Annotated in this window: 21 protein-coding genes; 16 read left to right on the forward strand and 5 right to left on the reverse strand. The window is 67.2% G+C overall.

What is annotated here, in order from left to right; all coding sequences use genetic code 11:
* Positions 1-40: 40 nt before the first annotated feature.
* Positions 41-844 (reverse strand): SDR family oxidoreductase, encoded by an 804-nt coding sequence (locus tag AC5P8D_RS13485; protein WP_241873496.1) that lies wholly within the window; start codon positions 842-844, stop codon positions 41-43.
* Positions 841-1,407, reverse strand: a complete 567-nt coding sequence (locus AC5P8D_RS13490; RefSeq protein WP_029379749.1) for a DUF1415 domain-containing protein — start codon at positions 1,405-1,407, stop codon at positions 841-843. Before AC5P8D_RS13490 ends, AC5P8D_RS13485 begins: the two co-directional genes overlap by 4 nt.
* Positions 1,408-1,600: 193 nt before the next feature.
* Between AC5P8D_RS13490 and AC5P8D_RS13495 the strand changes: the two genes are divergently transcribed.
* From AC5P8D_RS13495 to AC5P8D_RS13505, 3 genes are all read left to right on the forward strand, one after another.
* Positions 1,601-3,067 (forward strand): benzaldehyde dehydrogenase, encoded by a 1,467-nt coding sequence (locus AC5P8D_RS13495; protein ID WP_495203403.1) that lies wholly within the window; start codon positions 1,601-1,603, stop codon positions 3,065-3,067.
* A 17-nt stretch (positions 3,068-3,084) separates the two neighbouring features.
* Complete coding sequence (locus tag AC5P8D_RS13500) at positions 3,085-4,212, forward strand: NAD(P)-dependent alcohol dehydrogenase (RefSeq protein WP_043401040.1); 1,128 nt, start codon at positions 3,085-3,087, stop codon at positions 4,210-4,212.
* Positions 4,213-4,561: 349 nt separating this feature from the next.
* Entirely contained in the window at positions 4,562-5,659 is a 1,098-nt protein-coding gene (locus AC5P8D_RS13505) for a helix-turn-helix domain-containing protein (protein ID WP_495203404.1), read from the forward strand.
* Positions 5,660-5,680: 21 nt separating this feature from the next.
* Here AC5P8D_RS13505 and AC5P8D_RS13510 read toward each other — a convergent pair whose 3' ends face one another.
* Positions 5,681-6,163, reverse strand: a complete 483-nt coding sequence (locus tag AC5P8D_RS13510; RefSeq protein WP_010481366.1) for a YajQ family cyclic di-GMP-binding protein — start codon at positions 6,161-6,163, stop codon at positions 5,681-5,683.
* A 90-nt stretch (positions 6,164-6,253) separates the two neighbouring features.
* Between AC5P8D_RS13510 and AC5P8D_RS13515 the strand changes: the two genes are divergently transcribed.
* From AC5P8D_RS13515 to AC5P8D_RS13525, 3 genes are all read left to right on the forward strand, one after another.
* Positions 6,254-7,150 (forward strand): DMT family transporter, encoded by an 897-nt coding sequence (locus AC5P8D_RS13515; RefSeq protein ID WP_010481368.1) that lies wholly within the window; start codon positions 6,254-6,256, stop codon positions 7,148-7,150.
* Between the two features lie 185 nt (positions 7,151-7,335).
* The gene (locus AC5P8D_RS13520; protein ID WP_010481369.1) at positions 7,336-8,343 is read left to right on the forward strand and encodes a methionine ABC transporter ATP-binding protein; all 1,008 of its coding nucleotides are present in this window, start codon (positions 7,336-7,338) and stop codon (positions 8,341-8,343) included.
* Positions 8,340-9,029, forward strand: a complete 690-nt coding sequence (locus AC5P8D_RS13525; RefSeq protein ID WP_005411104.1) for a methionine ABC transporter permease — start codon at positions 8,340-8,342, stop codon at positions 9,027-9,029. The genes AC5P8D_RS13520 and AC5P8D_RS13525 overlap by 4 nt, the downstream gene beginning before the upstream one ends.
* Positions 9,030-9,099: 70 nt before the next feature.
* Here the strand turns inward: AC5P8D_RS13525 and AC5P8D_RS13530 are convergent, their stop codons facing one another.
* Positions 9,100-9,702 carry a lipocalin family protein gene (locus tag AC5P8D_RS13530; RefSeq protein WP_010481371.1) on the reverse strand — a complete coding sequence of 201 codons (603 nt, stop codon included), beginning with the start codon at positions 9,700-9,702 and terminating at the stop codon, positions 9,100-9,102.
* A gap of 127 nt (positions 9,703-9,829) precedes the next feature.
* Between AC5P8D_RS13530 and AC5P8D_RS13535 the strand changes: the two genes are divergently transcribed.
* Positions 9,830-10,156, forward strand: coding sequence for a hypothetical protein (locus AC5P8D_RS13535; protein ID WP_099560208.1), 327 nt, complete (start codon positions 9,830-9,832; stop codon positions 10,154-10,156).
* A 69-nt stretch (positions 10,157-10,225) separates the two neighbouring features.
* On the forward strand, positions 10,226-12,322 hold the full coding sequence (locus AC5P8D_RS13540; RefSeq protein WP_495203405.1) for a prolyl oligopeptidase family serine peptidase: 2,097 nt from the start codon (positions 10,226-10,228) through the stop codon (positions 12,320-12,322).
* A 120-nt stretch (positions 12,323-12,442) separates the two neighbouring features.
* Here the strand turns inward: AC5P8D_RS13540 and AC5P8D_RS13545 are convergent, their stop codons facing one another.
* Positions 12,443-13,627, reverse strand: coding sequence for a pyridoxal phosphate-dependent aminotransferase (locus tag AC5P8D_RS13545; RefSeq protein ID WP_010481374.1), 1,185 nt, complete (start codon positions 13,625-13,627; stop codon positions 12,443-12,445).
* Between the two features lie 143 nt (positions 13,628-13,770).
* Here AC5P8D_RS13545 and AC5P8D_RS13550 point away from each other — a divergent pair, with 143 nt between their 5' ends.
* The 8 genes from AC5P8D_RS13550 (at position 13,771) to hslV (ending at position 20,040) form a co-directional block, all read left to right on the forward strand.
* Entirely contained in the window at positions 13,771-15,882 is a 2,112-nt protein-coding gene (locus AC5P8D_RS13550) for a S9 family peptidase (RefSeq protein ID WP_159360599.1), read from the forward strand.
* A gap of 54 nt (positions 15,883-15,936) precedes the next feature.
* Positions 15,937-16,362, forward strand: a complete 426-nt coding sequence (locus AC5P8D_RS13555; protein WP_049452847.1) for a YbaN family protein — start codon at positions 15,937-15,939, stop codon at positions 16,360-16,362.
* 82 nt (positions 16,363-16,444) lie between these two features.
* Entirely contained in the window at positions 16,445-16,717 is a 273-nt protein-coding gene (lptM, locus tag AC5P8D_RS13560) for an LPS translocon maturation chaperone LptM (protein ID WP_019337667.1), read from the forward strand.
* Positions 16,710-17,561: a diaminopimelate epimerase gene (dapF, locus tag AC5P8D_RS13565; RefSeq protein WP_043401027.1), complete on the forward strand. Its 852-nt coding sequence runs from the start codon at positions 16,710-16,712 to the stop codon at positions 17,559-17,561. Before lptM ends, dapF begins: the two co-directional genes overlap by 8 nt.
* On the forward strand, positions 17,558-18,232 hold the full coding sequence (locus AC5P8D_RS13570; RefSeq protein WP_010481384.1) for a DUF484 family protein: 675 nt from the start codon (positions 17,558-17,560) through the stop codon (positions 18,230-18,232). Before dapF ends, AC5P8D_RS13570 begins: the two co-directional genes overlap by 4 nt.
* A 13-nt stretch (positions 18,233-18,245) precedes the next feature.
* Positions 18,246-19,136, forward strand: coding sequence for a tyrosine recombinase XerC (gene xerC / locus AC5P8D_RS13575; RefSeq protein WP_241888927.1), 891 nt, complete (start codon positions 18,246-18,248; stop codon positions 19,134-19,136).
* 77 nt (positions 19,137-19,213) lie between these two features.
* Complete coding sequence (locus tag AC5P8D_RS13580) at positions 19,214-19,414, forward strand: DUF3079 domain-containing protein (RefSeq protein ID WP_010481389.1); 201 nt, start codon at positions 19,214-19,216, stop codon at positions 19,412-19,414.
* A gap of 74 nt (positions 19,415-19,488) precedes the next feature.
* Entirely contained in the window at positions 19,489-20,040 is a 552-nt protein-coding gene (gene hslV, locus AC5P8D_RS13585; RefSeq protein ID WP_005411093.1) for an ATP-dependent protease subunit HslV, read from the forward strand.
* Positions 20,041-20,084 lie beyond the last annotated feature (44 nt).

Consider the following 20,084-nt stretch of genomic DNA (forward strand, 5'->3'; position numbering starts at 1 on the left):
ATGGTGCGGACCAAGGTCCGCACCCACCGGAAAGCGGTGCTTATTCGGCGTAGATCATCTTCCGGGTCATGCCGCCGTCCACGATGAAGTCCTGGCCGGTGGTGAAGCCGGACAGTGACGACAGCAGGTACACCGCCAGCGCGCCGATGTCCTCGGGCTGGCCGACCCGGCCGACCGGGTGCTGCGCATGGTCGATGGCCGAGTACTCAGGCTCATGGCGCCGTGAGGGTGCCTGCCACGCAGTGGTGCCGATCCAGCCAGGGCTGATGCTGTTCACCCGCACCGCCGGGCCGCTGCTGATCGCCAGCGCATGGGTAAAGGCCACCAGTCCGCCCTTGGCCGCGGCATAGGCTTCGCTATGTGCTTCGGATTGCCAGGCGCGGGTGGAGGCGATGTTGATGATCGCACCGGCAGCGCTGGCGGTCAGCGCGGGCAATGCATGCTTGCTGCACAGGAACGCGCCGTGCAGCGAGGACAGCCGGCGCTGCCACTCATCCCACTCCATGTCCTGCAGCCGCGTGCCGTGCGGGCCGGCGATGCCCGCGTTGTTGACCAGTCCGTCGATGCGGCCGAAACGCTGCAGCGCCACGGCGATGAAGTCGCGCACGCTGGCTTCGTCGGTGATGTCCAGGCGCTGGAACGCGGCGTCATCACCGCGCTGCCATTCCGCCAGGCACGCCTCGCCGGCCTCCATGTCCAGGTCGCCGATCAGCACGCGGCCCCCGGCACCGAGCACGGCCTGGGCGATGCCGCGGCCGATGCCGTTGGCGCCGCCGGTGATCAGCGCCACCTTGCCCGACAGCGGCGCGACCGGCCATGTGGCAATCGGCGGCACGCGGCTCATGACAGGTCGTCGCCACGCAGGCGGCGATGCCAGCCGTCCACGCCGATGCGGTCCAGGGTCTGGATGTTGCGCTCGACGATCACGTCCGGGTCCGGATAGACGTCCACCGCGCGTGCCACGCTGTCCTCGCGCAGCAGGTGCAGGGTGGGGAAGGGCGCACGGTTGGTGTAGTTGCTGGCGTCGTTGGCGGCCACGCCTTCGAACTGGTAGTCCGGATGGAAGCTCGCCACCTGCAGGATGCCCTGCAGGTCCAGCGCTTCGATTGCCGCGTCGGCGTTGTCGAGGAAATCGTTGTAGTCGAGGAAGTCGGTCAGCACCTGCGGATGCACGATCAGCGTCGTGTCGATCTGCTCGGCCGGCGTATCGCGCAGCAGCACCAGCTCCTCGGCCAGCTGTTCGACCAGCGCTTCGGGCGTGGTCGCATCACTGAGCACGAAACGGACCTGGTCCTTCACGTACACCGCCTTGGCGAACGGGCACAGGTTCAGGCCGATGACGATGCGCTCCAGCCACAGGCGGGTGGCGGCGATCGGGTCATCGGTGGGCAGGTGGGTGTCGGTCATGGCGGGCACGTCGGCTGGCGGGGCGGACATTGTAGGCAGTGTGCCGCTGCCGCGCTGTTCACTGTGCAGGAACTGGACAGTCGCCATGCTGGAAATTCCCGCCGATTCAAGCCCTTGCGGGCGACCGCTGGATGGCCGATTGCCTGTCGCGGACGGCGGGCGTGGAATGGACGCACGACACAGGAGGACACCCATGACTGCATCTTCTCCGTGGCTGCCGGATGCCCTTTGGGCCGGCGCCTTCTTCGATGGTCACTGGCAGGCGGCCGAGCAACGGCAGCCGGTGATCGAGCCGGCCACCGGCAACACCCTCGGCGAAATCGGCCTGGCCGACCCGGCGCAGGTAGCGCGTTCGGCGGCGGCCGCTGCACAGGCGCAACAGGCGTGGGCGTCAGCGCCTTACGAGCAGCGCGCGGAGGTGCTGCGCAACGCGGCACGCCTGGCCGAGGAACACATCGACACCCTGGTGGAGTGGCTGGTGCGCGAAAGCGGCTCGACACGGCTCAAGGCCGGCTTCGAAGCGAAGGTGACGATCAAGGCGCTGCACGAAGCTGCGGCGCTACCGTCGCGCAGCACCGGCGAGATCCTGCCCTCCGAGCCGGGTCGGCTGAACCTGGCGCGACGCCGGCCGCTGGGCGTGGTCGGCGTCATCTCGCCCTTCAACTTCCCGCTGTACCTGGCCATGCGCGCGGTGGCGCCGGCCATCGCGCTGGGCAATGCAGTGGTGCTCAAGCCGGACCCGCGCACGGCGGTGTGCGGCGGCGCGGTGATCGCACGCCTGTTCGAACTGGCCGGGCTGCCGGCGGGGGTGCTGCACATGCTGCCCGGCGATGGCGCGGCCGGGGCCGCACTGACCAGTGACCCGCACGTGGCGATGATCCAGTTCACCGGTTCCACCGCCGCTGGACGCAAGGTCGGCGAAGCGGCGGGCAGGCACCTGAAGAAGGTCTCGCTGGAGCTGGGCGGCAAGAACTCGCTGATCATTCTCGACGATGCCGACCTCGACCTGGCGGTGGCCAACACCGCGTGGGGTGTCTACCTGCACCAGGGCCAGATCTGCATGGCGACTGGCCGCGTGCTGGTGCATCGGAAGATCCATGCCGCGTTCCTGCAGAAGCTGGTGGCCAAGGCCAATTCGCTGAAGGTGGGCGACCCGGCGCGCGAAGACGTGGCGATCGGCCCGCTGATCAATGCTGGCCAGCGTGACCACGCCACGCGCGTGGTCGAACAGGCGGTGCAGGCCGGCGCCTCGCTGGAGGCGGGCGGTACCCATCGCGATCTGTTCTTCGCACCGACCGTGCTTGGCAACGTCTCCGCCGACAATCCGGCGTTCAACGAGGAGATCTTCGCACCGGTGGCGGTGGTGGTGCCGTTCGACGATGACGAGGATGCCGTGCGCCTGGCCAACGACAGCGAGTACGGGCTGTCGATGGCGATCGTGTCCAGCAACGTCGGCCGCGCGCTGAGGATCGGCGAGCGCCTGCGTACCGGCCTGCTGCACATCAACGACCAGACCGTGAATGACGAGGTGATCAATCCCTTCGGCGGCGTCGGTGCGTCCGGCAACGGCACCAGCATCGGTGGCCCCACCAACGGGGAAGAGTTCACCCAGTGGCAGTGGTTGACCGTCAAGGGCGAAGCGCCCGCTTACCCGATCTGATCGAAGGAGCCATCACGATGAACGACAAGACCACAACCCACGAGATCACCGCCGCCGTGGTCCGCGGCAAAGAACAGCCCTTCGTCATCGAGCAGGCCCGGCTGCGTGGCCCGCAGGACGACGAGGTACTGGTGAAGGTGGTGGCGACGGGCCTGTGCCACACCGACCTGATCGTGCGCGACCAGTACTACCCGGTGCCGCTGCCGGCAGTGCTCGGCCATGAGGGGGCTGGCATCGTTGAGGCGGTGGGCCCGAACGTGCGCGACCTCAAGGTGGGCGACCATGTGGTGCTGACCTATGGCGCCTGCGGTCACTGCAATCCCTGCCGGGGCGGCCACGGTGCCTACTGCAAGGACTTCTTTGCGCTGAACTTTGGTGGCGACGATGGCCACGGCCATACCGCGATCACCGATGCGCAGGGTCAGCCGCTGCACGACCATTTCTTCGCGCAGTCTTCGTTTGCCACCTTCGCCATCGCGCGCGAGATCAACGCGATCAAGGTACCCGACGATGCGCCGCTGGAACTGCTGGGCCCGCTGGGCTGCGGCATCCAGACCGGTGCCGGTGCGGTGCTCAATTCGCTGCAGGTGCGCTCGGGCAGCAGTTTCGCCAGCTACGGTGCCGGCGCGGTGGGCCTGAGTGCGGTGATGGCGGCGAAGGTGGCCGGTGCCACCACCATCATCGCCATCGACGTAGTGCCCTCGCGGCTGGAGCTCGCGCTGGAACTGGGCGCCACCCACGTGGTGAACAGCCGCGAGACCGACGTGATCGAGGCCGTACGCGCGATCACGGGCGGTGGTGCGGACTTCGCGCTGGAATCGACCGGTCGCCCCGAGGTGCTGTCGGCGGGTATCGAGGCGCTGGGCGGCTTGGGCATGATGGGCGTGGTCGGCGCACCGAAGCTGGGCACCACCGCCAGTTTCGATGTGAACAACCTGCTGCTCGGTGGTCGCAGCATCCGCGGCATCGTGGAAGGCGACAGCGTGCCGCAGGTGTTCATTCCGCAGCTGGTCACGCTGTTCCTGCAGGGCCGCTTCCCGTTCGACAAGCTGGTGAAGTTCTACCCGCTGGAACAGATCAACCAGGCGGCGGAGGACAGTACGAAGGGAATCACGCTCAAGCCGATCCTGCGCATCGCAGCGTAAGGGTGGGGAGGGTTTGCAGGGCTGCGCCCTGCACCCGCCGAAGCAACGTCCACGGCAACGGCAAAAGCGGGCATTCCGTGGGATGGCGGGGTGGGCCCGGTTGCGGGGGGCGCCGTAAACCCTTCCCTGGGGGCTTGGCAGCCGCATCCATGCGGCTGACACCCCCGCAACCGGACCCACCCCGCCTTCGACAGGTTCCCGCCGCTGTTGGTCGGCACGGGGTCGGATCCGTTTTCCAAAGGGAAACGGCTCTGACCCCTTGTTTGACCCCTTGTTTGAACCGCTGGCGGAAACATTCCGTTGTCGGAACGTAACGTGGCGTTGCCGCTGGCGGGTGTACGCTGCGTCCATGATGGCCACGACAGTCGGGCAGCAACAACTGGTGGCGGCACGTGCCGCTTTCGCCGAGGGCGATGCGCGCTCATTGGGCGTGTTGCCGCTGCCGCTGCAGCAGTCATGGCTGCGTTCGCGCGCGGCGGGCCTGCTGCCCGGGCAGGAGCCGGACTACCGTCCGCTGCTGGGTGATGGCCGGCATCTTTCCGATCCCGGCGACCGTCGGCTCGCGCGCTGCGTGCGGCCGGAGCTGGAACAGCTGTGGGCCGCCTTTGGCGGGCGTGGCTGGACGATGTTCTGTGCCAACCGTGAGGGCATGGTGATCGCGCAGCAGGCCCATGGCCTGGAAGATGCACCGCTGCTGCGCCCGATCCAGGTCGGGCGGAGGCTGGGCGAGGGCGAGATCGGCACCACGGCACCGGCAGTCAGCCTGGCCGACGACCTGCCTGCGCTGGTACGGGGCAATGAACACTACCTGCAGCGGTTCGCCCCGGTGTTCTGCCTCAGCGAGCCACTGCACGATCTCAATGGGCAGGTATGCGGGGTGATCGATATCACCGGCCTGGGTGAGCGCGATCCCTCGTTGCTGCAGGGCTACTTCCGGCAGGCCGCGCTGGCCAGCGAGAACCGGTTGTTCCACGCGCTTGCCGACGTGCACCTGCTGGCGCTGCAGCATGATCCGCGCTGGCTGGCGTCGCCATTGCAGGGGCTGCTGGCGGTGCAGGAGGATGGCCAGCTGCGCGCGGCCAACCGTGTTGCGCGGCGCCTGCTGGGCCTGCCGCGTCGGGGGCCATTGCCGTTGTTGAACCTGGAAAGCGTGTTTCCCGGCGCCAGTGCCGCGCAGCGGCGGCGCCTGCTGCAACCCGGGGCGCCGCATCGGGTGCGGGTAGGCGAGGGCAGTGCGGTTTACCTGCAGCACCTGCAGGCGCCGCGCAAGGTCGCTGGCCGCAGCGCGCAAAGCCCTCCAGCGGCGACGATGAATGCACCGCTGCTGCGTGATCAGCAGCGTGAAGCGGCGCGCCGTGCGGCGCAGGCGGCGGACGGCAATCTGAGCCTGGCCGCTCGCCAGCTGGGCATCTCGCGTACTACGCTGTACAAGCTGCTGCGCGGTTGACATTGCAGCCCGCCGGGCAGATCAATCGCGGAAATTGTTGAACTGCAGCGGCAGCTCGAACTTGCCTGCCTTGAGTACGGCAATGGCGTCCTGCAGGTCGTCGCGCTTCTTGCCCTGCACGCGCAGCTTGTCGCCGTTGATCTGGCTTTCGACCTTCAGCTTGGCTTCCTTCAGCGCGGCAGCGATCTTCTTGGCGATCTTCTGCTCGATGCCCTGCTTGACGGTGATCTTCTGCCGGGCCTGGGCCAGGTTGGTCTCGATGTCGCCGAACTCCAGGCTGAGCACATCGATGCCGCGCGCGGCCAGGCGTGCACGCAGGATGTCGTTCATCTGCTTGAGCTGGAACTCGGTCGGCGCAGTCTGGTTGATGACATCGCCATCGCGCTCGAACTTGGCGTCCACGCCCTTGAAGTCGAAGCGGGTGGCCAGTTCGCGGTTGGCCTGGTCGATGGCGTTGGTCAGCTCGTGGGTGTCGACTTCGGACACGACGTCGAAGGAAGGCATGGGCGGGCTCCGCGGAATTCAGTGGCTGCCATTCTATCGCGGCGCCCATGCCCGGCGCCCGGCGGGGCGCGCGGTCGGCGATAATGGGCCATGAACGTGCAACGCTCTCCTTCGCGCGCGGTGGCCTGGATGGTCGCGGCGGTCGCCTGTTTCTCGCTGATGGACGCTGGCATGAAGCAGCTGTCGGCCAGCTATCCCACGCTGGAAGTGACTTTCCTGCGTGGTGCGGCCTCGTTGCCGTTCGTGCTGGTGTGGGTGCTGGTCAGCGCCGGCCCGCGCTCGCTGATCCCGCGCCGCTGGGGCCTGCACCTGCTGCGTGGCGGGCTGGGCATGGCGATGATCGGCTGCTTCGTGTTCGCCCTGCGCGACCTGCCGCTGTCCACCGCCTACACCATCTATTTCGTCGCCCCGTTGTTGATCGCTGCACTCTCGGTGCCGCTGCTCGGTGAACGGGTCGGGCCGCGGCGCTGGGTTGCCATCGGCATCGGCCTGGTGGGCGTGCTGGTGGTGCTGCGGCCGGGCGTGGATGGCTTCATCTCGGTACCGGGGCTGATGGTGCTTGCTGCGGCCACCGCCTATGCCGTGGCAGCGATCACGGTCAGCCTGCTGACCCGCACCGATACCTCGCAGTCGATGGTGGTCTGGTTCCTGGTGATCATGGCCATCGGTGCCGGACTGCTGTCCATTCCCGGTTGGGTGCCGCTGCAGCTGGCACATGCCCCGCTGATCGCCGGCATGGGACTGGCCGGGGCACTGGGCCAGATCGCCCTGACCAAGGCCTTCCAGCTGGGCGAGGCCTCGATGATCGCGCCGCTGGAGTACAGCGGGCTGGTCTGGGTGATTGGCTGGGACCTGGCCTTCTGGGGCCAGCTGCCTGATGGCTATACCTGGGTGGGCGCGGCGATCATCGTGGCTTCGGGGCTGTACCTGCTGCACCGCGAGCGGGTGAACCGGCAGGAGCCGCCGAAGCCGCTGGATCACCCCTGAGCCGGTTGGGCCAGGATCCGACCCCAGGGTCGGGTCCCCACAGGGGCCCTAACCCCAGCCAATGCGTCGGCGCGGGCGACTTAGAACCAAAAGGAATAACATTCTGGCCCATGGCGCGGGCGCGCGACCGCCTGCGCTGGTAGGCTGCACGCCCCCTTCCGTCACCCAGCCGGTGAGCCACGCCCGTGATCGAGTTCCAGCGCCTGCACAAATCCTATGCCGTTGCCGGCCGCGAAGTCAGCGCGCTGCAGCCGCTGGACCTGACCATAGAGGCCGGTGAGGTCTTCGGCATCATCGGCCATTCCGGCGCCGGCAAGTCGACTCTGATCCGCATGATCAACCGCCTGGAAGAGCCCAGCGGTGGTCGCCTGCTGATCGGTGGCGAGGATGTCACCGCACTGGATGCGGACGGCCTGCGCGCACTGCGCCGGCGCATCGGCATGATCTTCCAGCACTTCAACCTGCTGTCCTCGCGCACGGTGGCCGGCAATGTCGCCTTCCCGCTGGAGCTGGCCGGCACACCGAAGGCGGAGATCGACGCGCGCGTGGCCGAGTTGCTGCAGACCGTGGGCCTGGAGGCGCACGCGCAGAAGTACCCGGCGCAGCTGTCCGGTGGCCAGAAGCAGCGCGTCGGCATCGCCCGCGCGCTGGCGACCCGCCCGCAGATCCTGCTGTGCGATGAGGCGACCAGTGCGCTCGACCCGCAGACCACGGCCTCGGTGCTGTCGCTGCTGTCGAAGATCAATCGCGAGCTGGGCCTGACCATCGTGCTGATCACCCACGAGATGGATGTGATCCGCCGTGTGTGCGACCGCGTGGCCGTGCTCGACGCCGGCCAGATGGTCGAGACCGGGCCGGTCACCCGCGTGTTCCTGCACCCGCAGCACCCGACCACGCGCCGTTTCGTCAGCGAATCGGAGCATGTGGACGAGGGCGCGCTGCACCGCGATTTCGACGTGGTGGGCGGCCGCATCGTGCGCCTGACCTTCCTCGGCGGCGACACCTACGAACCCCTGCTCGGCAGTGTCGCGCGGCAGACCGGGGTCGACTACAACATCCTGTCCGGCCGTATCGACCGGATCAAGGACACCCCGTATGGCCAGCTGGTGGTCGCCCTGGTGGGCGGCGACCAGTCCGCCGCGCAGGCCGCGTTCGTGGCCGCCGGCGTGCATGTTGAGGAGCTGCGTCGATGATCATCGCTACTGCCGGCGGCTTCTTCCGTCACCTGGATGCGGGCAAGTGGGCCGACATCGGCCAGGCCACCATCGACACCCTGCTGATGCTGCTCGGTTCGCTGCCGCTGACCCTGGCCATCGGCCTGCCCCTGGGCGTGCTGCTGTATCTGTTCGGCGCGCCGCAGATGAAGCGCCGGCCGTTCGCCTATGGCGTGCTGGCGCTGGTGGTGAACCTGCTGCGCTCGGTGCCTTTCATCATCCTGATGATCGTGCTGATTCCGGTCACGCTGTTCCTGATGGGGACGTCGCTGGGTGTACGCGGTGCGATCGTGCCGCTGGTGATCGGTGCTGCACCGTTCTATGCGCGCCTGGTCGAGACCGCGCTGCGTGAAGTCGACCGGGGCGTGATCGAGGCGACCCAGGCGATGGGTGCCACCACCTGGCAGCTGGTCACCCGCGTGCTGCTGCCCGAAGCGCGCCCCGGCCTGATTGCCGGTGCGACGGTCACCACGGTAGCGCTGATTGGTTTCACCGCGATGGGCGGTGCGATCGGCTCCGGTGGCCTTGGCGACCTGGCCTTCCGCGACGGCTACCAGCGCTCGCACACCGATGTGGCCCTGGTCACCGTGGTCCTGCTGCTGATCCTGGTGCAGCTGCTGCAGATGCTCGGCGACCGCCTGGTCGCGCATTACAGCCGCAGATAACAGAATGCCGGGCGGCGCCCGGCATCTCGTTCGGGTAGTGCCGGCCGCTGGCCGGCAATCCCTCGTGCGATCAACGCACGTTCGGCACTTCGTAGCCCAGCTTCCCGACCTGTTCCGGGTGCTGCGGTACGCGCTTGAGCTTGTCGGTGTTCACGCCGTACTCGTCGCGCAGGCGTTCGGCCAGCTCCTTGTACAGCGCCTTGTCCATGTCCGGCGTGCGCGAGAAGATCCAGGCCATTTCGCGGCCGGGGTAGCCGATCAGCGCCCACGAGTAATCCGGCGCCACTTCCAGCACCCGCGAATGGGTCGGCACGACGCGGTAGAACCAGGTGCGCCAGCCGTGGTTGCCGCTGTCCGGGTCGACGCTGGCGCGGGCACGCACTTCCTGCAGCGGTTCGCCGAAGCCATCACGGTAGCGGTAGGTGATGCCGACCTTGTGCGCGTCGCGCAGCTCGTACTCGTTGACGCTGGCGACATGGCCACGTTCGATGAAGTTCGGCACGCGGCCGATCACATACCAGGTGCCCATGAAGCGCTTCAGGTCGATCGGTGCGTCCAGGGCAGCTGCACCAGAGGCACTGGTACGGGGCGACGGCGGCTCACTGGCGGCCACGGCGGGGCCGGCCAGGGAAAGGGCCAGCAGCGCGGCGCAGAGCGGGCGGATCGAAGTCATGCGGGAGCGGGCTCCAGTGGGCTTGCACGCGCATGGTCGACTGTGTGCACGCGATCCGTCAATGGTGTCGCAACCTGTGAGAAGGGCCTTGCCCAAACTGTGTTGCATTGTCCACCGGAGAAGCCCCATGTACGCACGTTCCGTTCGCCGCCCTGCAACTGAACGCGTCATCATTGAACGCGCCGATCCACGCCTGCTGCGCAGCGTGCAGCAGGTGGCGCTGGCCGGCCTGGCACTGGTGCTGGTCTGGCCAGCCGCGCGCGGCAGCAACGCCTGGCTGGGCTGGCTGCCGATGTGGCTGGTGGGCATGCCGCTGGTGGCCTGGTGGGCGTTGCTGCGCTTCCCGCTGCCTGGACTGTCGTGGCAGCGGCTGGCCCGGCGTACCGGTGGACAGGCCCGTCGCCGGACCGGCGGCACGACCCGTGGCCGGCGCAGCCCCGCGGCCACGGCCTGACCTTCGACACGGGGGAGACCGCGACATTCCGTGCTAGCGTTCCAAGGCTTATGACTGCCTGGAGCTGCAATGTCACGACTCGCTTCCGCCTGCCTGCTGGCCGGCATGATGACCGCTGCCTCGGTGGGGACCGCCGTGGCCGCTGAAGACACCGACCGTTACGCCTGGCTCGAAGACGTCACCGGCGGCAAGCCGCTGACCTGGGTCAAGGAACAGAACGCCAAGTCCGAGGCGCGCCTGGCGCAGACCCCGGCCTTCAAGCAGATGGAGACCCGCATCCGCGAGGTGCTCGACTCCGATGCCAAGATTCCCGGCGTGCAGAAGATCGGCGACTACTACTACAACTTCTGGAAGGACCAGCAGCACGAGCGTGGCCTGTGGCGCCGCACCACCCTGGCCGAGTACCGCAAGGCCTCGCCGCAGTGGGAAACCGTGCTTGACCTGGATGCGTTGAACAAGGCCGAAGGCGAGAACTGGGTCTGGCACGGTGCTGACTGCCTGCGTCCGGACTACAGCCGCTGCCTGATCGCGCTGTCGCGCGGTGGCGCCGACGCCGATGTCACCCGCGAATTCGACCTGTCCAACAAGAGCTGGATCAAGGACGGCTTCTTCCGTCCGGAGTCGAAGGGCGGCCTCAGCTGGATCGATCGCGATACGGTGTTCGTCTACACCGACTTCGGTGCCGGTTCGATGACCACCTCCGGCTACCCGCGCGTGGCCAAGCTGTGGAAGCGCGGCACGCCGATGGCCTCGGCCACGGCCGTGTACGAAGGCAAGCCGGAAGACATGTACATCGCGGCGATGCACGATGACACCCCGGGCTTCGAGCGCAACCTGGTCAGCCGCACCCTGGCCTTCTACAACAACGAGATCTACCTGCGCGGCGACGACGGCACGCTGACCAAGATTGATGCGCCGAACTCGGCCGAGAAGGGCCTGCACAAGCAGTGGCTGACCCTGGAGCTGCGCGACCCGTGGACCGTGGGCGGCAAGACCTATGCCTCCGGTTCGCTGCTGGCCACCAAGCTGGATGACTTCCTGGCGGGCAAGCGCGACTTCGAGGTGCTGTTCACCCCGACCGCGACCACCTCGCTGGCCAGCGCCACCTGGACCAAGAGCCATCTGGTGCTGAACGTGCTGGATGACGTCAAGAACCGCCTGTCGGTGCTGACCCCGGGCGCCGATGGTTGGCAGACCAGCCGTTTCGTCGGCGCGCCGGCCTTTGGCACGCTGGGCGTGGCCGCGGTGGACAGCAACGACAGCGACGCGGTGTGGCTGACCGCTACCGACTACCTGACCCCGACCACGCTGGCACTGGCCGAGATCGGCCAGGCGCCGGAAACGCTGAAGACCATGCCGGCCTTCTTTGATGCCAAGGGCAAGGTGATCGAGCAGCACTTCGCCACCAGCAAGGACGGCACCCGCGTGCCGTACTTCGTGGTGCACGACAAGGCGATGAAGCTGGATGGCTCCAACCCGACCCTGCTGTACGGCTACGGTGGTTTCGAGATCTCGCTGACCCCGAACTACTCCGGTGGCATGGGCCGCGCCTGGCTGGAGAAGGGCGGCGTGTATGTGGTCGCCAACATCCGTGGTGGTGGCGAGTACGGCCCGCGCTGGCACCAGGCAGCGCTGAAGCAGAACCGTCACAAGGCCTATGAAGACATGGCCGCGGTGGCGCGCGATCTGGTCAAGCGCAAGATCACCAGCGCCAAGCACCTGGGCGTGCAGGGCGGCAGCAACGGTGGCCTGCTGACCGGCAACATGCTGACCCAGTACCCGGAACTGTTCGGTGCGGTGGTGGTGCAGGTGCCGCTGCTGGACATGAAGCGCTACAGCCATCTGCTGGCCGGCGCCTCGTGGATGGCCGAGTACGGCAACCCGGATACCAGCGACTGGGAGTTCATCAAGACCTTCTCGCCGTATCACCTGTTCAACGCGAAGAAGAACTACCCGCCGGTGCTGTTCACCACCTCCACCCGCGATGACCGCGTGCATCCGGGCCACGCCCGCAAGATGGCCGCGAAGATGATCGATGCCGGCAAGGACGTGACCTACTACGAGAACATCGAAGGCGGTCATGGCGGTGCGGCCAACAACGCGCAGGCCGCGCACATGTCGGCACTGGCCTACAGCTTCCTGTGGGAGCGGTTGGGCGGTAAATGATGAAATGAAAAACGCCGCCCTCGGGCGGCGTTTTTCGTTGGGCATTCGTTGAACGGTAGCGCCGGGCCATGCCCGGCGGCTCCTTTGCCGCGCTGCGCGCTCGCCGGGCATGGCCCGGCGCTACCGGAAATGTTTCAATCCACGCGCGATACGGTCCACCGCTTCCTGCAACCGCGGCACTTCCTGGGTATAGGCCAGGCGCACATGCTGGTTGGCGCGATGGAAGCCGAAATCCAGCCCGGGGGTGAATGCCACGTGCTCGGTTTCCAGGAAGTGCGCGCAGAACGCCTGCGCGTCGTCGGTGAATGCGCTCACATCGGCGTACAGGTAGAACGCACCCTGCGGCTCGACTTCGATGCGGAAGCCCAGTTCGCGCAGTGCAGGCAGCAGGAAATCGCGGCGCTGGCGGAACGCCTCGCGGCGTTGCTCGAAGATCGCCATCGATTCCTCGCTGAAACAGGCGAGGGCGGCATGCTGAGCGATGCTCGACGCGCTGATGTACAGGTTCTGTGCCAGCTTCTCCAGATCGGGCACGGCCGCCGGCGGTGCCACCAGCCAGCCCAGCCGCCAGCCGGTCATGCCGAAGTACTTGGAAAAACTGTTCAGCACGAACGCGCTGTCATCCACCTGCAGCACGCTGGGCGCATCCAGGCCGTAGGTCAGGCCGTGATAGATCTCGTCCACCACCAGATGGCCGCCCCGCGCGTGCAGGGTCTGCGACAGGGCTGACAGTTCGTCGGCGGAAAGCACGGTGCCGGTCGGGTTGGCCGGCGAGGCGACCAGCGCGCCGACGCTGTCGGCGTTCCAGTGTTGTTCCACCAGCGATGGAGTCAGCTGGTAGGCGGTTTCCGGCCCGACCGGCACCAGCTGCGCACCGCCTTCCACCAGGCGCAGGAAGTGGCGGTTGCACGGATAACCTGGGTCGGCCAGCAGCCAGTGGCGACCAGGATCGACCAGCAGGCTGCTGGCCAGCAGCAGCGCACCGGAGCCGCCGGGGGTGACCAGGATGCGTTCGGGATCGATGTCCAGCCCGTAGTGGCTGCGATAGAAACCACTGATGGCCTGGCGCAGGGCCGGCAGGCCACGTGCGGCGGTGTAGCGGGTATGGCCGGCGGCCAGTGCGGCCTGGCCGGCACGCACGACCGGTTCGGCCGTGGTGAAGTCTGGTTCGCCGATTTCCAGGTGGATCACATCGTGGCCGGCCTGTTCCAGCGCCTGTGCGCGGGCCAGCAGGGACATCACGTGGAACGGAGCGATTTCATGGCTGCGCCGGCTGTAGCCCGGCGTGTGGGGCAGGGTACTCATGTGCCCATGGTACGCCGGTCGGCATGACCCATGACGATCCGCAGGGTTGCCGCATTGCAGGGATTGGGGTCAGATCCCTTTTCGGGAAAAGGGATCTGACCCCGCCGAAGACCATTGCATTGATGCGCCTGGAGCCTTATCTCATGAAATCCACCCTCTGCCTGTTGCTTGCGAGCCTGATGACCACGACCGCTACCGCCGCCACGCCGCCTGTTCCGCCGGATGCCGCCAAGCACCCGCATGTGGTCAAGGCGCCGTTCGGCGCGACCCGCAACGATGACTATTACTGGCTGCGCGACGACAAGCGCGAGAACAAGGACATGCTGGCCTACCTGCAGGCCGAGAATGCCTACGCTGACCAGCTGCTGGCACCGCTGAAGCCGCTGGAAGACACCCTGTACAAGGAGATCGTCGGCCGCATCAAGCAGGACGATTCCAGCGTGCCGGCGCGCGAGCGCGGCTACTGGTACTACAGCCGTTTCGAGACCGGCCAGGACTACCCCATCCACGCGCGCCGCAAGGGCAGCATGGACGCGGCCGAAGAGATCCTGCTGGACGTCAACATGATGGCCGCTGGCAAGGGCTACTTCAGCGTCGGCTCGATGGAGGTCAGCCAGGACAACCAGCTGCTGGCCTGGGCCGATGATGATGTGGGCCGCCGCCAGTACACGATCCGCTTCAAGGACCTGGCCACCGGCAAGGTGTTGCCCGATGTGATCACCGGCAGCTCCGGCGACCTGGTCTGGGCCGACGACAACCGCACCGTGCTGTATGTCGAGAACGATCCGGAAACACTGCTGACCGTGCGCGTGAAGAAGCACGTGCTGGGTACCCCGGCCAGCGCCGACACCGTCGTCTACGAAGAGAAGGACGACAGCTTCTACATGGGCATCGGCCGCACCCGCGACGATCGCTTCATCACCATCGGCGTGCACAGCACCGTGTCCTCGGAAGAGCGCTATGCACCCGCCAGCGACCCGACCACCTTCACCGTACTGGCCCCGCGCCAGCGCGATGTCGAGTACGACGCCGACCACTACGATGGCCGCTGGGTGATCCGTACCAACGATGGTGCGAAGAACTTCAAGCTGGTCACCGCACCGACCGATGCGACCTCGCGCGCGCAGTGGAAGGACTGGATCGCGCATGACGATGCAGTGTTCATCGAAGGCTTCGAACTGTTCGATGGCTACACCGCCATCGCCGAGCGTTCGCAGGGCCTGGAACGCATCCGCCTGCTGTTCGAGGACGGTCGCAGCGACTACGTGAAGGCCGACGAGCCGGCGTACTCGATGGGCCTGGGCGACAACACCGAGGCCGATACGCCGTGGCTGCGTTACATCTACACCTCGATGACCACCCCGACCACGGTGTTCGAACTGAACACCGCCACCGGCGAGCGCCGCCAGCTGAAGGTGCAGCCGGTGATCGGCTATGACGCCTCGAAGTACGAAACCGATCGCGTCTGGATCACCGCGCGCGATGGCGTAAAGGTGCCGGTGTCGCTGGTCTACCGCAAGGGCTACCAGAAGGATGGCAAGGGCGCGCTGTTCCAGTACGCCTATGGCAGCTACGGCATGTCGATGGACCCGTACTTCAACCAGACCGCGGTGAGCCTGCTCGACCGCGGCGTGGTGTATGCCATCGCCCACATCCGCGGTGGCCAGGAAATGGGCCGCGACTGGTACGAGAACGGCAAGCTGCTGCACAAGCAGAACACCTTCAACGACTTCATCGACGTCACCCGAGGGCTGGTGGCACAGGGCTGGGCGGCGAAGGATCGCGTCGCCGCATCCGGCGGCAGTGCCGGTGGCCTGCTGATGGGCGCGGTGGCCAACCAGGCCCCGCAGGATTACCGGGTGATGGTGGCGCAGGTGCCGTTCGTCGATGTGGTCACCACCATGCTCGACCCGACCATTCCGCTGACCACCAACGAGTACGACGAGTGGGGCAACCCGGAACAGAAGCCGTACTACGACTACATGCTGTCCTACTCGCCCTATGACAACGTGAAGCAGCAGGCCTATCCGGCGCTGTTCGTGGGCACCGGCCTGTGGGATTCGCAGGTGCAGTACTGGGAACCGGCCAAGTGGGTAGCCAAGCTGCGTGACGACAACACCGGCCCCTACCCGATCCTGTTCCGCACCAACATGGAAGCCGGCCACGGCGGCAAGTCGGGGCGCTTCCAGCGTTACCGCGAGCTGTCCGAGTCGTATGCGTTCGTGCTGCAGCAGCTGGGCATCGCCCAGCCGTGATGGCGACAGGGTGCCGGGCACTGCCTGGCACCCTGAACCGGTATCCTTGCGGCCATGAGCGCGCCAGATCCTTCCGCCCCTCGCGATGCCGCCACGCCTCCGCGCGTGGTGCGTTTCCGCTGGGCGTGGTGGCTGCTGGCGTATGTCAGCCTCGGCACCGGCATCGTCGGCATCTTCGTGCCGGGCCTGCCGACCACCGTATTCATCCTGATTTCGGCCTGGGCCGCCTCGCGTGGCTCCGAGCGCCTGCACAGCTGGCTGCTGCAGCATCCACGCTTTGGCCCGGCCATCGCCAACTGGCAGGCGCATGGTGCAGTCAGCCGCTACGGCAAGTGGATGGCCACGATCACCATGGCGGTATGCGCCGGCATCATGTTGTGGTGCGTGCCGATCGCCTGGGTGAAGTGGTTCTCGATCGGCAGCATGACCGTGGTGGCGATCTGGCTGTGGACCCGGCCGCTGCCGCCGCCCGCGGATTGAACCCCTGCGGTGGTGCCGGCCGCTGGCCGGCAACCCGATCCCCTGCACCAACCGCTCAGCCGCCAGTGGCTATACTCGGGGCATGAAGACCCCCCATCGAAACGCCATCCTGATTCCGCTGGCAGCGGCTTCGCTGCTGTTCCTCGCCGCCTGCGGTAACAAGGGCCCGCTGGTACTGCCGCAGAAGCCGGTGCCGGTGGAAGAAACCGTCGAACCGGTTGCCGAGCCCGCGACCGAAGCGACCCCGACCGAGACCCAGGGCAGCGGCACGCCGGCCACGACCGTGGACCCGGCTGCACCGACCACCCAACCGGCGCCTGCGCCTGCGAAGAAGGTGGGCGGCGGGAATGAGTAAGGCCGGTTCCAAGGCGCTGCGCTTCAGCAAGATGCATGGCGCGGGCAATGATTTCGTAGTGATCGACCTGCGTGACGGCACTGCGCCGCCCACGCCTGAACTGGCCGCGCGCCTGGCCGACCGCCACACCGGCGTCGGCTGCGATCAGATCCTGACCATCGAAGCACCGCGCGCGGAAGGCTCGGTGGCGTCCTACCGCATCTGGAATGCCGACGGTTCCAACTCCGAGCAGTGCGGCAACGGCGCGCGCTGCATCGCGGCCTGGCTGGTGCGCGAGGGCAGTGCGCAGGGCGGTGCATTCGTCATCGACAGCCCGTTGGCCAGCCACGAAGTGAAGATGCTGGGCGAGGGCCAGTTCGCGGTGACCATGGGGGTGCCCGCGTTCGAGCCGGCCAACGTGCCGCTGATGGGCTTCGCCCACGCGCGCGAGGAATACCTGCTGCCGCTGCAGGGCGAGAGCGTCCGCTTTGCTGCGGTATCGATGGGCAATCCGCATGCGGTGATTGAAGTGGGCCTGATCGATGCCGCACCGGTCGAGCGCGTCGGTTCGCTGCTGCAGCAGCATGCGTCGTTCCCGCGCTCGGTGAACGTGGGCTTCGTACAGGTGATGGGCCCGGCGCATGCACGTCTGCGTGTGAATGAGCGCGGCGTCGGTGAAACCCTGGCCTGTGGCAGCGGTGCCTGTGCCGCTGCGGTGACCCTGATGCAGCGTGGCCGCCTGCAGCGTGACGCGCGCATCAGCCTGCCCGGTGGTGACCTGCGCATCCAGTGGCCAGGCGATGGCCAGCCGGTGGTGATGGCCGGCCCGACCGCATTCGTCTTCGAAGGGGAGTGGATCGCATGACCGAAACCGTCGACAAGCTCGGGGCCCACGAAGTCGCTGCCTGGTTGCGGCGTCATCCGGGCTTCCTCAAGCAGTTCCCGGACCTGGCCCTGACCCTGGTGGTGCCGCGTGATGACGGTCCGACCGCGTCGCTGGCCAGCTACCAGCTGGAAGTGCTGCGCGAGAAGAACCGCGAGCTGGCACGACGGTTGGCCGATCTGGGCGCCACCGCCCAGATCAATGAACGCCTGGCAGTGCGCACGCATCAGCTGACCCTGGCGCTGATGAAGCAGGACAACGCCGCCGATACCCTGCGTGCTATGGCTGCCTCGCTGCAGGAAGATTTCGCCGGCGACCTGGTACGGCTGGTGGTGCACAGGCCGGTGGCCGGGCTGGAGCAGGCCGACTGGCTGCAGGTGATCGCCGCCGATGATCCGCAGCTGGGCCCGTTCCGCGACTGCCTGAAGGATGGCGAGCCGATCTGCGGCCGCCTGCAGCCGGAAAAGAATGCCGTGCTGTATGGCGTGCGCAGCGAGGAAGTGCAGACCACCGCACTGCTGCCGCTACCGGGCGTGGGCCTGATTGCGGTCGGAAGCCACGACCCGAACCGCTTCTATCCGGGCATGGGCACGCTGTTCCTGCGCATGATGGGCGATGCGCTGGTCACCGGCCTGAAGCGCTTCCCGGGCTGAGCAGGACACGTCGATGAGCGCGGTACAGGCCTTCCTGCAGCACCTGCAGGTGGAACGGCGGATGTCGGCGCATACGCTTGATGCCTACCGCCGCGACCTGGGTGCGCTGTCGGTCTGGGCCGAGCCACGTGGTGTAGCGGTGGAGGCGCTTGATGCTGACGCGGTGCGCCAGTTCGTCGCCGACGAGCATCGCCGCGGCCTGTCGGCCAAGAGCCTGCAGCGCCGCTTGTCCGCCTGCCGCAGCTTCTATGCCTGGCTGCTCAAGCACGGGCGCATCGAGGTCAGTCCGGCGGCGACGCTGAAGGCGCCGCGTGCGCCGCGCCGGTTGCCGCAGGTGCTTGACGCCGACGAAGCCGTGCAGCTGGTCGAGCTGGAACCGGAAGGCGAGCTGGGCCGCCGTGATCGCGCGCTGCTGGAACTGTTCTATTCCTCCGGCCTGCGCCTGAGCGAAGTCTGCGCGCTGACCTGGCGCGATCTGGATTTCGACAGTGGTCTGGTCAACGTACTGGGCAAGGGCAATCGCCAGCGGCGGGTGCCGTTCGGCCGGCCGGCGCGCGAAGCATTGCAGGCGTGGCGCGCGGAAAGTGGCGGTGGACCGGCCTCGCCGGTATTTCCCGGCCGCAACGGGCCGATCAGCCAACGCGCGGTGCAGATCCGCATCCGCCAGCTGGCGCAGCGCCAGGGCCTGTTCAAGCACGTGCACCCGCACATGCTGCGGCACAGCTTCGCCAGCCATATCCTGGAATCATCCGGTGACCTGCGTGGCGTGCAGGAACTGCTCGGCCATGCCGACATCGCTACCACCCAGATCTACACCCACCTCGATTTCCAGCACCTGGCCAAGGTCTACGACGCCGCGCATCCGCGCGCCAAGCGCCGCAACAAGGGCGACACGGCTGAATAGCCCGCCCTTGATCTGGATCAGGGCAGGGCGGGCGCTACCGGCGCATCGTGGCCGCAGGCCACGAAGAACCCGCCACCATGGCGAAGCCCATTCCGCTGCATCCCAGGCATCCCGAGCGCATCTGCTGGGGCTGCGACCGCTACTGCGCAGCTGATGCACTGGCCTGCGGCAATGGTTCCGGCCGCACCCAGCATCCGATCGAGACGCAGGGCGAAGACTGGTATATCGCCTGGGGCATCGAGCCCAATCCGGATCGGCCTTCGCAAGCCAAGCGCTGAACGGCAGCCATCCGCACAGGCTTGATCGCACCCGGCGCTGTCCCCATGTCCCGGGAACAGCTATCGGAGGCCGCATGGACCCCAGTCAGAATCCCAACGTTTTCCACGCCACCACCATCGTCTGCGTCCGTCGCGGCGAGCACGTGGCCATTGCCGGCGACGGCCAGGTCACGCTGGGCCACACCGTGATGAAGGGCAATGCGCGCAAGGTGCGCCGCCTCGGTCGTGACGGCCAGGTGCTGGCCGGCTTCGCCGGTGCCGCCGCCGATGCCTTCACCCTGTTCGAGCTGTTCGAGGCCAAGCTGGAAAAGCACGGCCAGCTGCAGCGCGCTGCGGTCGAACTGGCCAAGGATTGGCGCACCGAGCGCCGCCTGGGCAAGCTCGAGGCCCTGCTGGCAGTGGCCGACAAGGAAACCTCGCTGATCATCAGCGGCACCGGCGATGTGATCGAACCGGAGGACGGCATCATCGCCATCGGTTCCGGCGGTTCGTACGCCCTTTCGGCTGCGCGTGCGCTGATGGCACACACCGAGCTGGATGCACGCACCATCGCCAGCGAGGCGATCGGCATTGCCGGCGACATCTGCATCTACACCAACCGCAACGTGGTGGTCGAGGAGCTGTAACGCCTCCCGATCCGCCGGGCATGGCCCGGCGCTACCGACAACGA

The organism is Stenotrophomonas sp. YJH_SMC_101-4 (assembly GCF_059370395.1).

Coding starts and splice junctions, on each gene's coding strand:
- AC5P8D_RS13540 (WP_495203405.1), top strand. CDS start 10,226: ATGTCACGACTCGCTTCCGCCTGCCTGCTGGCCGGCATGATGACCGCT.
- AC5P8D_RS13535 (WP_099560208.1), top strand. CDS start 9,830: ATGTACGCACGTTCCGTTCGCCGCCCTGCAACTGAACGCGTCATCATT.
- AC5P8D_RS13545 (WP_010481374.1), bottom strand. CDS start 13,627: ATGAGTACCCTGCCCCACACGCCGGGCTACAGCCGGCGCAGCCATGAA.
- AC5P8D_RS13530 (WP_010481371.1), bottom strand. CDS start 9,702: ATGACTTCGATCCGCCCGCTCTGCGCCGCGCTGCTGGCCCTTTCCCTG.
- AC5P8D_RS13485 (WP_241873496.1), bottom strand. CDS start 844: ATGAGCCGCGTGCCGCCGATTGCCACATGGCCGGTCGCGCCGCTGTCG.
- AC5P8D_RS13495 (WP_495203403.1), top strand. CDS start 1,601: ATGACTGCATCTTCTCCGTGGCTGCCGGATGCCCTTTGGGCCGGCGCC.
- AC5P8D_RS13505 (WP_495203404.1), top strand. CDS start 4,562: ATGATGGCCACGACAGTCGGGCAGCAACAACTGGTGGCGGCACGTGCC.
- AC5P8D_RS13570 (WP_010481384.1), top strand. CDS start 17,558: ATGACCGAAACCGTCGACAAGCTCGGGGCCCACGAAGTCGCTGCCTGG.
- AC5P8D_RS13555 (WP_049452847.1), top strand. CDS start 15,937: ATGAGCGCGCCAGATCCTTCCGCCCCTCGCGATGCCGCCACGCCTCCG.
- AC5P8D_RS13490 (WP_029379749.1), bottom strand. CDS start 1,407: ATGACCGACACCCACCTGCCCACCGATGACCCGATCGCCGCCACCCGC.
- AC5P8D_RS13580 (WP_010481389.1), top strand. CDS start 19,214: ATGGCGAAGCCCATTCCGCTGCATCCCAGGCATCCCGAGCGCATCTGC.
- hslV (WP_005411093.1), top strand. CDS start 19,489: ATGGACCCCAGTCAGAATCCCAACGTTTTCCACGCCACCACCATCGTC.
- AC5P8D_RS13500 (WP_043401040.1), top strand. CDS start 3,085: ATGAACGACAAGACCACAACCCACGAGATCACCGCCGCCGTGGTCCGC.
- xerC (WP_241888927.1), top strand. CDS start 18,246: ATGAGCGCGGTACAGGCCTTCCTGCAGCACCTGCAGGTGGAACGGCGG.
- dapF (WP_043401027.1), top strand. CDS start 16,710: ATGAGTAAGGCCGGTTCCAAGGCGCTGCGCTTCAGCAAGATGCATGGC.
- AC5P8D_RS13510 (WP_010481366.1), bottom strand. CDS start 6,163: ATGCCTTCCTTCGACGTCGTGTCCGAAGTCGACACCCACGAGCTGACC.
- AC5P8D_RS13525 (WP_005411104.1), top strand. CDS start 8,340: ATGATCATCGCTACTGCCGGCGGCTTCTTCCGTCACCTGGATGCGGGC.
- AC5P8D_RS13515 (WP_010481368.1), top strand. CDS start 6,254: ATGAACGTGCAACGCTCTCCTTCGCGCGCGGTGGCCTGGATGGTCGCG.
- lptM (WP_019337667.1), top strand. CDS start 16,445: ATGAAGACCCCCCATCGAAACGCCATCCTGATTCCGCTGGCAGCGGCT.
- AC5P8D_RS13550 (WP_159360599.1), top strand. CDS start 13,771: ATGAAATCCACCCTCTGCCTGTTGCTTGCGAGCCTGATGACCACGACC.